Consider the following 15,450-nt stretch of genomic DNA (forward strand, 5'->3'; position numbering starts at 1 on the left):
GTGAATCTGATACTTGCTAATACGTTGCTGATAATACACTATTCCTTAATGGTAATTAGTTTATTTAAAATCAGTAGTAACTGCATTATCTCGTTTTCTAAGCTACTAACACTAATAATTAATGCGAACAACACTGAGCGCTTCTACGGCCTTCTTAAATGATGCAAACAGATCAACGAATTCTACTTGTCGGTAATGAGTCAGAGCGAACTAATCGCTTATCTTGTGTTTTTGAGTTTCTTGGTGAACAAGTTGAACAGCTTGGCGTTGATGAACTTGAAGTTCGAGTTTCCAATACCCGGTTTCGGGCATTGGTGCTAGCTCAAGAAGCACAATCAAAAGAGCTGTTAAAGACGATTGCCGCCGCGGTTCCTTGGCAGCCGATATTGGTATTAGGCCAAACCGACCCCCTTAGCACATCTAATATTCTTGGATGTATCGAAGAACCCCTTAACTACCCGCAGCTCACTGAGTTGTTACATTTTTGCCAAGTTTTTGTTCAGGCTAAACGGCCTGAAGTACCAACCAGTGGCAATCAAACCAAGTTATTTCGTAGCTTAGTTGGGCGAAGTGAAGGTATTGCTCAAGTTCGTCATCTGATAAATCAAGTGGCGGGTTCTGATGCCACGGTACTCGTACTGGGGCAATCCGGTACAGGTAAAGAGGTGGTAGCGCGAAATATTCATTATATTTCAGAGCGACGTGATGGCCCCTTTATTCCTGTTAACTGTGGTGCGATTCCTGCTGAATTGTTAGAAAGTGAACTCTTTGGCCATGAAAAAGGCTCTTTTACTGGTGCGATTAGTGCCCGTAAGGGACGATTTGAATTAGCCGAAGGCGGTACACTGTTTCTCGATGAAATTGGTGATATGCCGCTGCAGATGCAGGTAAAACTGCTGCGTGTACTGCAAGAGAAAGTCTTTGAACGCGTCGGTGGCAGCAAGGCGCTTAAGACCGATGTTCGAGTGATTGCCGCTACCCATCGCGAGCTTGAAACCATGATTGCCAATGGCGAATTCAGAGAGGATCTCTTCTATCGGTTAAATGTTTTTCCGGTCGAGATGCCCGCCCTGTGCGAGCGTAAAGACGATATTCCCCTATTGCTACAAGAATTAGTCAGTCGAGTCTATAACGAGGGGCGTGGTAAGGTACGTTTTACCCAGCGCGCCATCGAATCGCTTAAAGAGCACGGTTGGTCTGGTAATGTGAGGGAGCTGTCTAACCTAGTCGAGCGTTTAACCATTCTGTATCCTGGTGGCCTTGTCGATGTGAACGATTTACCACTGAAGTACCGTCATATCGATGTACCTGAGTATCAAGTCGACGTCAGTGAAGAGGAGTTAGAGCGTGACGCCTTAGCGTCAATCTTTAGCGATGAAGTGGAGGTGGATATGCCTGAGAGCCGCTTCCCCAGTGAATTACCGCCTGAAGGAGTCAATCTTAAAGACCTCTTGGCTGAACTTGAAATTGATATGATCCGCCAAGCATTAGAACAGCAAGATAATGTGGTCGCCAGAGCCGCAGAAATGCTGGGTATTCGCCGCACAACCTTAGTTGAAAAAATGCGTAAATATGGCATGAGCAAAGACTAAACGTAATCAAGTTGATTATGTAGAAAGGGCGCTTAAGATAGCGCCCTTTCTGTTTTCTATCTATTTTACTGTTTATTATAGTTTTTTATTGGCACAAAACCTGCAAAGACTCCGTTGGCAGCAATTTATTGACGGAGTGACTATGTCCGCTACGCCCAAATTACACTTTACTGAGTTTGACTCTGTGCCACCTATGATGGCCAACAGCGTCGCTAACGATGCGATGTCTAGCACCATGGAACATATTCTCCAAGCGATGCCATCGGGTGTAGTGATCATTAATGGCGACGGTATTGTGACCGAGGCTAATCCGGTTGCGGTGCAGTTACTTGGTCAGCCACTGGCGGGCATGCGCTGGTTGCATATCATTAACCGTGCCTTTTCGCCGCAGCATGATGATGGTCATGAAGTCTCTCTGAAAAATGGTCGCCGAGTTAAGCTGGCGATAACCCCTTTAACGCCGGAGCCTGGACAGTTGATTGTACTGACCGATCTGACCGAAACCCGCTTGCTGCAAAAGAATCTATCCCACCTGCAGCGTTTATCTGCCTTAGGTAAAATGGTGGCAAGCTTAGCGCATCAAGTGAGAACGCCTTTATCGGCCGCTTTGCTGTATGCCTCTAATCTTGGCAGTCCTAAATTAACCACAGATTCACGCCAGCGTTTTCAATCAAAGCTTATCGACCGGCTCAATGAATTATCGCAGCAGGTCGATGATATGTTGCTCATGGCTAAAGGGCGTCAACAAGAGTTAACCGATGCAACGAGTATGGCCGAAGTGGTCGATATTGTGCTGGCCAATTGTGAGCCGATCGCGGCGCGTAAAGAGTGTCGCTTGCACCTTGATATGGCCTCAACACAGACCTTTATGGCCAATCGCGCTGCATTGAGTTCTGCCATTAATAATTTAGTGATTAACAGCATTGAGGCCGGAGCCACACATGTTTGGATTAAGGCGCAAGATAATGCGCAGCAGATCCTGTTTGAAGTGGTTGATAACGGTAAAGGGATGGATAAATCCATGCAGCAACAGGTATTAGAACCGTTTTTTACCACCAAGTCGCAAGGCACTGGCTTAGGTCTGGCCGTGGTGCAAACCGTGGTGGCAAACCATCATGGCCAACTGCAGCTCAATTGTATACACGGCCAAGGGTGCCGCGCCTCATTCGCCTTACCCGCTATGGTCGAACAGGACGTGGAGGTGACCCATGGCTGAAGCTCATATCTTATTGGTTGAAGATGATATTTCACTGCGTGAAGCCCTCGTCGATACCTTACTGCTAGCCCAGTATGCATGTATTGATGTTGGGTCTGCCGAAGAGGCGATCGTGGCGCTAAAGGAACATCAGTTTGACATGGTGATCAGTGACGTGCAGATGGACGGCATCGGCGGCTTAGGCTTACTCAATTATTTACAGCAGCATTACAGTCAGTTGCCTCTTTTATTAATGACCGCCTTTGCCACCATAGATAATGCGGTGAGTGCCATTAAATTGGGGGCGGTTGATTATCTAGCTAAACCTTTCGCGCCAGAGGTGTTATTAAACCAGGTGTCGCGCTATTTAAAACCTAAATTAATCGAAAATCAGCCGATTGTGGCCGATGATAAAAGCCTAGCTTTACTGGCGTTGGCGCAAAAGGTGGCACATTCAGATGCCTCGGTTATGATCTTGGGACCAAGTGGTTCGGGCAAAGAGGTATTAGCGCGCTATATTCATCAGCATAGTACTCGCACCGATGGCCCGTTTGTGGCCATTAATTGTGCGGCGATCCCTGAAAATATGCTTGAGGCGACCCTGTTTGGTTATGAAAAGGGAGCATTTACTGGCGCTTATCAGGCCTGTCCGGGTAAATTTGAACAGGCGCAGGGTGGCACCTTGTTGCTTGATGAGATCTCTGAAATGGACTTAGGCTTACAGGCCAAGCTATTACGGGTATTGCAAGAGCGCGAGGTCGAGCGTTTAGGTGGTCGTAAAACCATTAAGCTAGATGTGCGGGTTTTGGCGACCTCCAACCGTGATTTAAAAGCTTTTGCTGCCAGAGGCGAGTTTCGTGAAGATCTCTATTATCGGATTAACGTGTTTCCGCTGACGTGGCCGGCATTGTATCAACGCCCCGCGGATATTTTGCCGCTGGCAAAACACTTAGTGCAGCGTCATGCTAAGTCGAGCGGATTAGCGTACGTGCCACAATTAGATGAGTCGGCATCACGGCGTTTATTGACCCATCGCTGGCCGGGTAACGTACGCGAGCTGGATAACGTGATACAGCGAGCCCTGATCTTACAGTCGGGCGATACCATCACGGGAGGCGATATTATTATCGATAACCAAGATATTGGTATCGACAGTGCCCCGCAGTTTGGCGAGTCAAAAAGCGCCGAGTTAGATGGCCTCGGCGATGAGCTCAAAGCGCAAGAGCACGTGATCATCCTCGAGACATTGTCCCAGTGTAACGGCAGTCGTAAGTTAGTGGCCGAAAAACTGGGGATCAGTGCCCGTACACTGCGCTATAAGATGGCTAAGATGCGCGATTTAGGCATTCAACTGCCAACGTAATTCCTCCTTACCTTAAAGTAGAAGGCACAACATAGGTTATGTCCGATAAGCGCAGCAGAAGTTATCTTCTTATGCTGCGTTTTTATTTGTGCTATTTAACGCCCGCGGTTCGCAGCTTATTTGCGTGGTCAACTCTAGGCCTAGGCTTGACTTAATTGTCACCTCTAGGTGGTTATTTAAGCGATTCGCTGGCTTAAAGTGCTATCGGTTGACCATTTTGGCAATAATATTGCATTAGCCTTGCTAACAGAAATTTTTCGTCAATAATACGACGACTAAGAGGTTAGTATGCAGATTGGTGCCAATTCATTATTGCAGGAGATGCAATCGCTTAGCGGTGAAATTAAGCCTAGCGGGATCACTCCTAACATAACTCAGCAAGTCGCTAACACCAGTGGCAGTGACTTTGGTCAACTCCTCTCACAAGCGGTCGGCACAGTGAACTCGTTACAGGGTCACTCATCGTCGATGCAAACACGTCTCGATATGGGCGATACCCGGGTCACTTTATCTGATACGGTTATCGCGCGCGAAAAAGCCAGCGTCGCATTTGAAGCCACAGTGCAGGTGCGTAACAAACTTGTCGAAGCGTACAAAGAGATCATGAGCATGCCAGTATAATGGGCAGCTTTTCTGATCAGGCATTTCTTAAATAAAACACACAGCAGGTATCTATAGTGAGCACAGATATGGTAGTGGGAACAAACTCTACTGCAGACGACATGTTAGCCGGTGGGGTCCAAGAAGAGCACAAACCCAGTGGTGGTGCTTTTGGCGGCGTCGACATGCTACGTCAAGTGACCATGATCTTAGCGCTGGCGATCTGTTTAGCCTTGGCTGTGTTTGTCATGTTGTGGGCGCAAGAGCCTGAATATCGCCCTTTGGGCAAAATGAACACCGAGGAGATGGTACAAGTCCTCGATGTGCTAGATAAAAATAAAGTTGACTACCAAATTGATGTCGATGTGTTAAAAGTGCCAGAGGATCAATACCAAGAAGTTAAAATGATGCTCAGTCGTGAAGGTATTGACAACTCGGCGACAAAAAATGACTACCTGTCTCAGGACAGTGGCTTCGGCGTCAGTCAACGCATGGAACAAGCGCGCTTAAAACATAGCCAAGAGCAAAACCTCGCCCGTACTATCGAAGAGCTTAAGAGTGTCAGCCGCGCTAAAGTGATTTTGGCCATCCCCAAAGAAAATGTTTTTGCTCGAAATCGTTCAACCCCAACCGCAACCGTGGTCATCAGTACTCGCCGAGGCGGATTAGGCCAAGAGGAGATTGACTCGATTGTCGATATCGTCGCCTCTGCGGTACACGGCCTTGAGCCCACACGCGTCACGGTTACAGACTCTAATGGTCGTTTACTCAATTCGGGCAGTCAAGACGCAGTATCGGCGCGGGCCAGGCGAGAGCAAGAGCTAGTACAGCAAAAAGAGTCAGAATATCGTAATAAGATTGAGTCGATATTGATGCCTATTCTCGGCCCAGAAAACTTTACCGCTCAGGTCGATGTGAATATGGACTTTACTGCCGTTGAGCAGACCGCGAAACGCTTTAATCCTGACTTGCCTGCCATGCGCAGTGAAATGACTGTTGAAAACCAATCGGTGGGCTCGACTACGGGCGGCATTCCAGGCGCCCTGACGAACCAACCGCCAATGGAGTCGAACATTCCTGAAAATGCGTTGGATAACCAACAAGAGCGTACTGTTCCTGGCTCGAGTCACAAAGAAGCCACCCGCAACTATGAGCTCGACACCACCATTAGCCATACCCGTCAGCAAATTGGCGTGGTTAGGCGCGTCAGTGTATCGGTCGCCATTGACTTTAAAACCGGTCCTGCTGGCGCCGATGGGCAAGTGCAACGTGTGGCGCGCACAGAGCAGGAGCTGGCCAATATTCGTCGGCTACTCGAAGGTGCCGTGGGCTTTAATACTCAGCGTGGTGACATGATTGAACTGGTTACGGTTCCCTTTATGGATCAGTTGATTGAAGATGCACCTGCTCTGGAAATGTGGGAGCAACCTTGGTTTTGGCGCGCGGTTAAGCTAGTAATGGGTGGACTTATCATTCTGGCCTTGATCCTCTTTGTCGTGCGGCCTATGTTAAAACGGCTTATCTACCCCGATGCCGATAAGATGCCAGACGATCCAATGCTAGGGGGAGAGCTTGCAGAAATTGAAGATCAGTATGCCGCCGACACCTTGGGCATGTTAAATCGCCCTGATGCCGAATACAGTTATGCTGATGATGGTTCAATTTTGATACCGGATCTGCATAAAGATGATGATATGATCAAGGCCATCCGCGCCCTAGTGGCGAACGAACCGGAACTGTCCACCCAAGTAGTCAAAGGTTGGTTACAAGAAAATGAGTAATGATAAAGATATTGCAATCAAAGGTAATGCCGCCGAGTTCAATGTTGATGATCTGAGCGGCATTGAGAAAACAGCGATTTTATTACTCAGTTTGAGTGAAGCTGATGCAGCCTCCATTTTAAAACACTTAGAGCCTAAGCAAGTGCAAAAAGTCGGCATGTCGATGGCTGCCATGAAAGACTTTGGCCAAAGTAAAGTGATTGGGGTACACAAACTGTTTTTAGAAGAGGTGCAGAAATACTCTTCTATTGGCTTTAACAGTGAGGAGTTTGTGCGCAAAGCCTTGACGGCAGCCTTAGGTGAAGACAAAGCAGGCAACCTGATTGAACAGATCATCATGGGCGGCGGAGCGCGCGGACTTGAGTCATTAAAATGGATGGACGCCAGACAGGTTGCCACCATTATTCAAAATGAACACCCGCAAATCCAAACCATTGTCTTATCATATCTTGAGCCGGATCAAGCGGCGGAAATTTTTGCTCAAGCACCAGAAAATACTCGTTTAGATTTGATGATGCGTATTGCTAACCTAGAAGAAGTGCAACCTGCAGCGCTGCAAGAACTTAATGATATCATGGAGAAACAGTTTGCTGGCCAGGGCGGCGCGCAAGCAGCCAAGATGGGCGGGCTCAAAGCCGCAGCCAGCATCATGAACTACCTCGATACCGGAGTTGAAAGTCAGTTGATGGAAACCCTGCGTGAATCCGATGAAGAGTTAGCCCAGCAGATCCAAGACTTGATGTTTGTGTTTGAAAACCTCTCCGATGTTGATGATATTGGTATTCAAACCTTACTGCGTGAAGTGCAGCAAGATGTGTTGATGAAAGCCCTTAAAGGCGCTGATGATCAACTAAAAGAGAAAATATTACGCAATATGTCCAAACGTGCCGCTGAAATTCTTAACGATGATTTGGAAGCCATGGGGCCTATTCGCATCAGCGAAGTGGAGATGGCGCAAAAAGAAATTTTGTCTATTGCCCGTCGTTTAAGTGATGCTGGTGAGATCATTCTCGGCGGTGGCGGTGGCGATGAGTTCCTATAATGAGTAATACCGACGATCGCTCAACGGCCAAAGATAAGGCTGACTTTAGTCACTGGCAGTTGCCCGATGTGACTGTGGTCGACAAGACGCCCAAGGAGAATCTCTTTGGTCGCACAACTCAGGTAAAAGAGGCGGTAGAAGTCGAACAGCAGGTGTTGCCGCCGACGCTTGCCGAAATCGAAACTATTCGCGCCGAAGCCGAAACCGAAGGGTTTGAACAAGGCCAGCAACAAGGCTATCAAGAGGGCTTAGAAAAAGGCCGCCTCAGTGGGTTAGAACAAGGCCATCAAGAAGGCTTCAGCCAAGGCGAAGAGCAAGGTTACCAGCACGGCTTGACTCAGGCGCAGCAACAAGTTCAGCAATTTGAAGCCTTAATGCAGCAATTAGTGGCACCTTTATCGCTACTCGATACCGAAATTGAGCAATCTCTGGTAAATCTCAGCATGACCTTAGCCAAGGCGGTAATAGGCCATGAGCTGCAGGTGCACCCTGAACATGTCTTGGCCGCCCTTCGCCAAGGTATTGACGCCCTTCCGCTAAAAGAGCAAGGCGTCAATGTGCGTTTGCACCCAGAAGACGTCACCTTGGTTGAGCAGTTATATGGCAGTGCCCAACTGCAAAAAAATCGCTGGGAGATAGAGTCCGATCCGTCACTGCGCCGCGGCGAGTGCATCATCAGTAATGATAGAAGCCGTGTCGACATGGGGCTTGAAAGCCGCATTAAGGCGGTATTTGAAAACTTAGTCCACAGCGAAAGTCACTTAGAACAACAGAAGCTGCAACAGCAGCAGGTGTTGGCTAAGCAGGCGGGTGAGGCGGTGAGTCAGGTATCTGCACCCGAAGGACAATCCACCTCAGAGGCGGATGCCGCGACGCCCCATGATGATACGCGTGATAGCCAAGGCCAAGCAGATGCAGACACGACAACACCAACTGCTGAATAAATTTAAACAGCATAATCATAACGTCAATCCGTTTATGCCTGATGCCAGTGGTCAACTGGTTAGGGTGGTGGGCTTGACGCTGGAGGCCACCGGTTGCCGTGCATCGGTAGGCAGTTTGTGCAGTATTGCGACCATGGCCGGTGACCTTATTGCCGAGGTGGTCGGTTTTGACGATAAACTACTGTATTTAATGCCTGTTGAAGAGCTCAGAGGCGTGATGCCCGGCGCTAAAGTTACGCCATTGGGTGCGCAGGCTGGGCTCAATGTGGGCCTGTCCTTACTGGGACGAGTGCTCGATGGTAACGGTGCGCCACTCGATGGCTTAGGCCATCTGCATACCGACCAAAAAGCCCCGCGTCATGCCGCGCCCATTAATCCATTGGCACGGCGGGCGATCACCGAGCCGCTCGATGTTGGCGTACGCGCCATCAATGCGATGCTGACCGTCGGTAAGGGACAACGTATGGGGCTGTTTGCCGGCTCTGGCGTCGGTAAAAGTGTGCTGTTGGGTATGATGACCCGTGGGACTACCGCCGATATCATTGTCGTAGGCTTAGTTGGCGAACGTGGCCGTGAGGTGAAAGAGTTTATCGAAGAGATCTTAGGTGAAGAGGGGCGAGCCCGCTCTGTGGTGGTGGCCGCCCCTGCCGATACCTCACCGTTAATGCGGCTGCGCGCCTGTGAAACATCGACCCGTATCGCCGAGTATTTTCGCGATTTGGGCTATAACGTCTTACTGTTAATGGACAGTCTGACTCGTTATGCGCAGGCGCAACGTGAAATTGCACTGGCCGTCGGTGAGCCACCAGCCACCAAGGGCTATCCGCCCTCGGTGTTTGCCAAGTTACCTAAGTTAGTGGAACGGGCCGGTAATGGTGGTGTTGGACAAGGTTCGATCACCGCGTTTTATACTGTGCTCACCGAAGGTGATGACTTACAAGATCCTATAGCCGACTCGGCGCGAGCGATCCTCGACGGTCATATTGTGCTATCACGTGCCTTGGCCGATTCGGGCCATTACCCTGCTATCGATGTCGAGGCATCCATTAGCCGTGTGGCGCCTATGGTGATCAGTGAAGCCCACTTAGAAGCCACTCGCCGAGTTAAACAGATGTACTCCTTATATCAACAAAACCGTGACTTGATCTCGATTGGTGCTTATACCCAGGGCAGCGATCCGCGTATCGATAACGCCATTCGCCTGCAACCGGCAATGAACGCTTTTTTACGTCAAACGATGAAAGAGTCGCTCAGCTTTGACAGTTGCGCCTTGATGTTAGGCCAACTGAGTGCCCAATGTCAGGGGTAGCGATTATCCCTGTATGCGATAGATGCCCTCGTTTGATGATATAGAGGATGTGATGGCAAAACATGATCCACTCGATACCGTGCTTAAATTGGCGCTCGACGCCGAAGAGCAAGCGTCACTGCAGCTGCGCTCTGCGCAGATGGTGCTGCAAAAATGCCAGCAGCAACTAAGCGCATTACAACAGTACCGTCTCGATTACATGAAACAGATGGAGCAGCAACAGGGACAGGTGATAAGTGCAAGTAATTATCATCAGTTTCATCAGTTTATCCGTCAAATTGATGAGGCGATCACTAAACAACATTTTGCCGTCAATGAGTCAGATAAACAGCGTCAAATTGGCCAGCAAGCGTGGCAAGTTAAACAGCAAAAGCGTAAAGCGGTGGAGCTGCTACTTGAGCGCAAGGCGCATAAGCGGCAACTTGCCGAATTAAAGCAAGAACAAAAGATGATTGATGAGTTTGCCTCTCAGCAATTTTTTAGAAAACCTCAACGTTAGGTGCCTCAGTCGCCGCAATATTGCTCTTCATTAAAAATAATCATCAGACAAGGCAATAACTTAACAGTTGGCGCTTTATTTGCATTGTTTATCAAAATACTAATTTCTTATCGGCAGTACGACCGAATAATTGACACTAAAAGCGTGACATAAGCGCCGCGTGTTACGCGTAACAGTGTTGGAGGATTTATGCCACAAATGAATAGCGTGCTGTTATCTAAAGCGGATACCGCAGGCGATAAATTAGGTTTGCAACCCAACAAATCTAGTGCTAACAGCTCGAAAAATAACGACTTTTCGACGGCGTTAGCGCAAGCGTCAGCCGATAATGGCTCAAGTCATAAAACCCAAGGCCCTTCTGAAGCCGATAAGATAACGCATGACACTCAACAGGTCGTGGCAGCGGATGAGCAACAAGACGAGGATAATGACGTCGCCAATGTGTTGGCGCAAATTAACTGGGCGACACAGTTAGCGGAAAACCAGGAACTTGCCGACGGCGGCGTGCCATTGCCACCCGATGCAGAATTAGGCTCAGAGCTGAAGCTGTCAAGTGAGACGAGTACCGACGAGCTGTTAGCTAGCCTAACTCAATCCCAACTAGAGGTGCTTGAGAGTCAAACTGGCCTGAGTCAGGCACAGTTAGCGCAATTGCCGCCGCAAATGATGGCGGCGTTAATGGAGGGATCGCAGCAGGGTAACAGTACTGCTTTTAATGCCTTAGTCGAGCAGGCCAACACGTTTTTAGCCGCGCAGGGGGCGGTTAACCATGGTCTCGGTGCTAACAGTCTTGGGGCTAAGATGGGCGGCGACGATGCTAAATCGAGTTTGGGTGGAGCTCAATCTGGCGTTTCTCCAGAGCTTAAACCTGACGCCGCCGGGCAAATAACCGCCAAAGTGCAAGCTCAAGCGGACGCTAATGCAAGTGCTGGCAATGAGCTTAAAAATGCTAAGTTAATGGTCACTATGGCCGCAAAGGGTGATATCGCCGACAATGGCGTTAACGAGTTAAAGCCCACATCATCGACCATGACATCGACTCCTTTTGCGCGAGCCGAGGCACCAGCCCAGTATCAAGTCTCCATTCGACCGCAAGGTGAGCCTGCACAGCAGATGCAGGAGATGATTCAAAAGTTTTCCCCGGTCATGCGGCAACAATTGATCGCTATGGTCAGCCAAGGGGTGCAACATGCAGAGATCCGACTCGACCCGCCAGAGCTTGGGCAGATGATGGTGCGTATTCAAGTACAGGGCGATCAGACCCAAGTGCAGTTTCAGGTGATGCAACATCAGACCAAAGATCTGGTCGAACAGGCGATCCCACGCTTACGTGAGATGCTGGCCGAACAAGGAATGCAGTTGACAGACAGTAATGTGTCGCAAGGCGGTGGTGGCCGAGAGCAAGGTGAAGCCGATGGCTCAGGCCATCAAAATGGCACCTCAGCATCGGATGTGGATGAAATATCAACAGATGAAAGCTTATTGGCCGCGAATAATGCAACAAGTTACCGCTCAGGTATAGATTATTACGCATAAGCAGGTAACCTATAGGGTTATTGATTCCTCCACTTAGTGTAGGCGCTTAAAAAGTGGCGTGTGATAGGAAATAAACATGGCAGAAGAAGAATCGTTACAACTGGAACAGAATGCGCCGCTCAAAAGCAAAAAGAAGCTGATTATTTTTGCCTCTGTAGGACTTGTCGTTCTCCTTGGTGTGGTCATCGCGTTATGGTTGTTATTGGGGACGAGTGACTCATCCGATAATGAACCGATTGATGATACCTCTGTAGAACAAGTCGCTCCCGCTAATAGTGGTGAAGCGTTTTATGTCGGCATGCCTCGGCCGTTTCTATTCAACCTGCCAGGGCAAAACCGTGCACGTATAGTCGAGATAAAAGTGCAGTTAATGGTGCGAGGCGCTGACGATGATGTGTTACTGAAGAAACACATTCCATTAATCGAAGATGCGCTTTTAACGACTTTTAGTAGTGCCAATGTGCAAAAGTTAAGTTCGTTAGCGGGTAAAGATGAGCTACGACAACTGGCACTGCTGAATGTGCAAAACACATTGCAGCCTGTGACCGGGCGTAAAGTGGTCGAACGGGTACTCTTTACTGGATTTGTAATGCAGTGATGCTAGCGGCAATCTTGATTAACCAGGTAGGGCAATATTGTGAGTGATCTATTAAGCCAAGACGAAATCGATGCGTTATTACATGGTGTCGATGACGTTGATGAAGATGAGGCAAGTGATAACGAGCTAGATGCGCGATCCTATGACTTTTCTTCTCAAGATCGTATTGTCCGTGGCCGGATGCCGACCCTTGAGATCGTTAACGAACGTTTTGCGCGCCATTTACGCATCAGCATGTTTAATATGATGCGCCGTGCGGCAGAAGTGTCGATTAATGGCGTGCAGATGCTCAAGTTTGGTGAATATGTGCATACCCTATTTGTGCCCACTAGCCTTAATATGGTGCGTTTTAGCCCACTAAAAGGTACCGCCTTGATCACCATGGAAGCCCGTCTGGTGTTTATTTTGGTGGATAACTTCTTTGGTGGTGATGGCCGTTTTCATGCCAAGATTGAGGGGCGAGAATTTACCCCCACCGAACGGCGTATCGTGCAACTGCTGCTTAAAATTATCTTCGAAGATTATAAAGAAGCTTGGGCACCTGTCATGGATGTCGAGTTTGATTATCTTGACTCTGAAGTGAACCCCGCGATGGCCAACATTGTTAGCCCTACCGAAGTGGTGGTGGTGAGTTCGTTTCATATCGAAGTCGACGGAGGTGGGGGCGATTTTCATATTACCATGCCTTACTCGATGATAGAGCCGATTCGCGAGTTGCTTGATGCGGGTGTACAAAGTGATACCCAAGACACAGACATGCGCTGGTCGCAAGCCTTAAAAGATGAAATCATGGACGTCAAAGTGGGCATCGATGCCACGATTGTCGAAAAAGAGATGTCCTTGAAGAGCGTACTGAGCTTAAAGGCGGGCGATATTATTCCTATTGAAATGCCTGAGCACATAGTCATGCGGGTCGAAGACTTGCCGACTTATCGTTGTAAACTTGGGCGTTCAAGAGAAAATTTAGCCTTAAATATTCGGGAAAAAATCCCACGGCCTGAAACGGTGAAAAGCGAATTACAGCTAGTGACCAAAAAGGGTAAGGCACGAGAGATTGGTAATATCTAGTTAATCCGAGTTTAGGTTAGTTAACCATTATTTGAGTTTTAAAGGTAAAAAGTGATGAGCACAGAAGATACAGGTGATGATTGGGCTGCAGCAATGGCTGAGCAGGCGATTGAAGAAGCTCAAGCAGTTGAATTAGAAGAATTAGCCGACAGTTCTAAACCGCTAACCGAAGAGGAAGCGGCCAAACTCGATACCATTATGGATATTCCTGTGACCATCTCGATGGAAGTGGGGCGCAGTTTTATTAATATCCGTAACTTGCTGCAGTTGAACCAAGGCTCGGTGGTTGAGTTAGACCGTGTCGCTGGTGAACCCTTAGATGTTATGGTCAACGGCACCTTAGTTGCCCACGGCGAAGTGGTTGTGGTCAATGATAAATTTGGTATTCGATTGACCGACGTCATTAGCCAAACCGAACGCATTAAAAAGCTTAAGTGAGGCAAGGTTAATGGGAATGTCATTATCGATGCCAATGATGGCAAGTGCAATAACCAGCACCGCAACACAGGCTACAGCAGAGCGAGAACCGGCATTAAATACCATGGCGAATATGCTTGGTGGGCTTATTCTCGTTATCGTGCTGATCTTTTTATTGGCTTATGTGGTGAAGCGCCTCAAGTTAGTGCCTACCAGCCATGGAGTGCTTAAGACGGTGGCAGTTACCCCATTAGGCCAAAAGGAGAAAATGGTTTTAGTGGAGGTTGAAGGGCAGCAATATCTGTTGGGCGTGACCAGTCATCAGGTGACCCTTATCGATAAACTTGAGACGCCTGTGACAGTATCACAAGACTCTTTTGCCAGCCGATTACGTCAAGCTAAATCATCACAATTATGAAACGGATTATCCTCCTCGTTAGCTTAATTAGCGCCTTATTACTGCCTCAGTTAGCGTGGGCGCAAGAGGGTATTTTACCCGCGGTAACGGTCACGACAGGGGCCGACGGCGCCACGCAATATTCTGTAACTATGCAGATATTGTTGTTAATGACCGCACTGAGCTTTTTACCCGCGATGGTGATAATGCTGACCTCTTTTACGCGCATTATTGTGGTGTTATCGATACTACGCCAAGCGATTGGTCTGCAGCAAACCCCGTCAAATCAGGTACTGATTGGCATGAGTCTGTTTATGACTTTCTTCATTATGGCACCGGTATTTGACAAGATTTACGCTAATGCCGTACAGCCTTACATGGATGAAACCCTCACCATAGAGCAGGCGTTTGAGACGGGTAAAGCGCCACTGAAAGCCTTTATGCTGTCACAAACTCGCCTGACTGATCTGCAAACCTTTGTCGAGATCTCGGGTTACCAAAACATTGATACCCCAGAAGATGCGCCCATGAGCGTGTTAATCCCCGCATTTATTACCAGTGAGTTAAAAACCGCTTTTCAGATTGGTTTTATGTTATTTGTGCCATTCTTGGTTCTCGACTTAGTGGTCGCCAGTATCTTAATGGCCATGGGGATGATGATGTTGTCGCCGATGATTGTATCGCTGCCTTTTAAAATCATGTTGTTTGTGTTGGTTGATGGTTGGAGTCTAGTGATGGGCACCTTAGCCAATAGTTTTGGGATTTAGGAGCACCTATGTCACCCGAAGCCCTGATTGATATCTTTCGTGAAGCCTTGGCCGTCATCGTTACCATAGTGTCGATGATCATTGTGCCAGGTTTAGTGGTCGGGTTAGTGGTGGCGGTATTCCAAGCGGCGACATCGATAAATGAGCAGACATTAAGTTTTCTGCCTAGGCTGCTTACGACCTTGTTGGCACTAATGTTTCTAGGACATCTGTTAGTGCAAACCATGATGGAGTTCTTTTTTGAAATGGTCGACATGATCCCCATGGTCGTTGGCTAACATGACCGTTTATTCTGCCATATTTAACCCTGATCAGTTGAGTATGGTTAGGTTACGCCCGGAA

The 15,450-nt window shown here is 48.3% G+C and carries 16 protein-coding genes; all 16 read left to right on the plus strand.

What is annotated here, in order from left to right:
* Positions 1–158 precede the first annotated feature (158 nt).
* The 16 genes from DVO77_RS04495 (at position 159) to fliQ (ending at position 15,386) form a co-directional block, all read left to right on the plus strand.
* On the plus strand, positions 159–1,592 hold the full coding sequence (locus DVO77_RS04495) for a sigma-54 dependent transcriptional regulator (RefSeq protein WP_110456374.1): 1,434 nt from the start codon (positions 159–161) through the stop codon (positions 1,590–1,592).
* Positions 1,593–1,734: 142 nt separating this feature from the next.
* On the plus strand, positions 1,735–2,808 hold the full coding sequence (locus DVO77_RS04500) for a sensor histidine kinase (RefSeq protein ID WP_119977485.1): 1,074 nt from the start codon (positions 1,735–1,737) through the stop codon (positions 2,806–2,808).
* A complete protein-coding gene (locus tag DVO77_RS04505) occupies positions 2,801–4,150 on the plus strand; it encodes a sigma-54-dependent transcriptional regulator (RefSeq protein WP_119977486.1) in 1,350 nt (449 codons plus the stop codon). The genes DVO77_RS04500 and DVO77_RS04505 overlap by 8 nt, the downstream gene beginning before the upstream one ends.
* A gap of 288 nt (positions 4,151–4,438) precedes the next feature.
* On the plus strand, positions 4,439–4,771 hold the full coding sequence (gene fliE, locus DVO77_RS04510) for a flagellar hook-basal body complex protein FliE (protein WP_110456371.1): 333 nt from the start codon (positions 4,439–4,441) through the stop codon (positions 4,769–4,771).
* A gap of 68 nt (positions 4,772–4,839) precedes the next feature.
* On the plus strand, positions 4,840–6,531 hold the full coding sequence (gene fliF / locus DVO77_RS04515; protein ID WP_162924148.1) for a flagellar basal-body MS-ring/collar protein FliF: 1,692 nt from the start codon (positions 4,840–4,842) through the stop codon (positions 6,529–6,531).
* Positions 6,524–7,573 carry a flagellar motor switch protein FliG gene (fliG, locus tag DVO77_RS04520; RefSeq protein WP_110456369.1) on the plus strand — a complete coding sequence of 350 codons (1,050 nt, stop codon included), beginning with the start codon at positions 6,524–6,526 and terminating at the stop codon, positions 7,571–7,573. The genes fliF and fliG overlap by 8 nt, the downstream gene beginning before the upstream one ends.
* A complete protein-coding gene (gene fliH, locus DVO77_RS04525) occupies positions 7,573–8,517 on the plus strand; it encodes a flagellar assembly protein FliH (RefSeq protein WP_119977488.1) in 945 nt (314 codons plus the stop codon). The genes fliG and fliH overlap by 1 nt, the downstream gene beginning before the upstream one ends.
* A complete protein-coding gene (gene fliI, locus DVO77_RS04530) occupies positions 8,486–9,826 on the plus strand; it encodes a flagellar protein export ATPase FliI (protein WP_110456367.1) in 1,341 nt (446 codons plus the stop codon). Before fliH ends, fliI begins: the two co-directional genes overlap by 32 nt.
* Positions 9,827–9,878: 52 nt before the next feature.
* A complete protein-coding gene (gene fliJ / locus DVO77_RS04535; RefSeq protein WP_110456789.1) occupies positions 9,879–10,325 on the plus strand; it encodes a flagellar export protein FliJ in 447 nt (148 codons plus the stop codon).
* 189 nt (positions 10,326–10,514) lie between these two features.
* Positions 10,515–11,861: a flagellar hook-length control protein FliK gene (locus tag DVO77_RS04540; protein WP_119977489.1), complete on the plus strand. Its 1,347-nt coding sequence runs from the start codon at positions 10,515–10,517 to the stop codon at positions 11,859–11,861.
* Between the two features lie 76 nt (positions 11,862–11,937).
* Entirely contained in the window at positions 11,938–12,459 is a 522-nt protein-coding gene (fliL, locus tag DVO77_RS04545; protein ID WP_119977490.1) for a flagellar basal body-associated protein FliL, read from the plus strand.
* A gap of 39 nt (positions 12,460–12,498) precedes the next feature.
* The gene (fliM, locus tag DVO77_RS04550) at positions 12,499–13,527 is read left to right on the plus strand and encodes a flagellar motor switch protein FliM (RefSeq protein WP_119977491.1); all 1,029 of its coding nucleotides are present in this window, start codon (positions 12,499–12,501) and stop codon (positions 13,525–13,527) included.
* A gap of 54 nt (positions 13,528–13,581) precedes the next feature.
* A complete protein-coding gene (gene fliN / locus DVO77_RS04555) occupies positions 13,582–13,965 on the plus strand; it encodes a flagellar motor switch protein FliN (RefSeq protein ID WP_119977492.1) in 384 nt (127 codons plus the stop codon).
* A gap of 16 nt (positions 13,966–13,981) precedes the next feature.
* Positions 13,982–14,362, plus strand: coding sequence for a flagellar biosynthetic protein FliO (gene fliO, locus DVO77_RS04560; protein WP_373317389.1), 381 nt, complete (start codon positions 13,982–13,984; stop codon positions 14,360–14,362).
* Positions 14,359–15,108 (plus strand): flagellar type III secretion system pore protein FliP, encoded by a 750-nt coding sequence (gene fliP / locus DVO77_RS04565; RefSeq protein WP_373317388.1) that lies wholly within the window; start codon positions 14,359–14,361, stop codon positions 15,106–15,108. The genes fliO and fliP overlap by 4 nt, the downstream gene beginning before the upstream one ends.
* Positions 15,109–15,116: 8 nt before the next feature.
* A complete protein-coding gene (gene fliQ / locus DVO77_RS04570) occupies positions 15,117–15,386 on the plus strand; it encodes a flagellar biosynthesis protein FliQ (RefSeq protein ID WP_110456360.1) in 270 nt (89 codons plus the stop codon).
* Positions 15,387–15,450 lie beyond the last annotated feature (64 nt).

Source organism: Shewanella algidipiscicola (genome assembly GCF_003605125.1).
Taxonomy (GTDB): Bacteria; Pseudomonadota; Gammaproteobacteria; order Enterobacterales; family Shewanellaceae; genus Shewanella; species Shewanella algidipiscicola.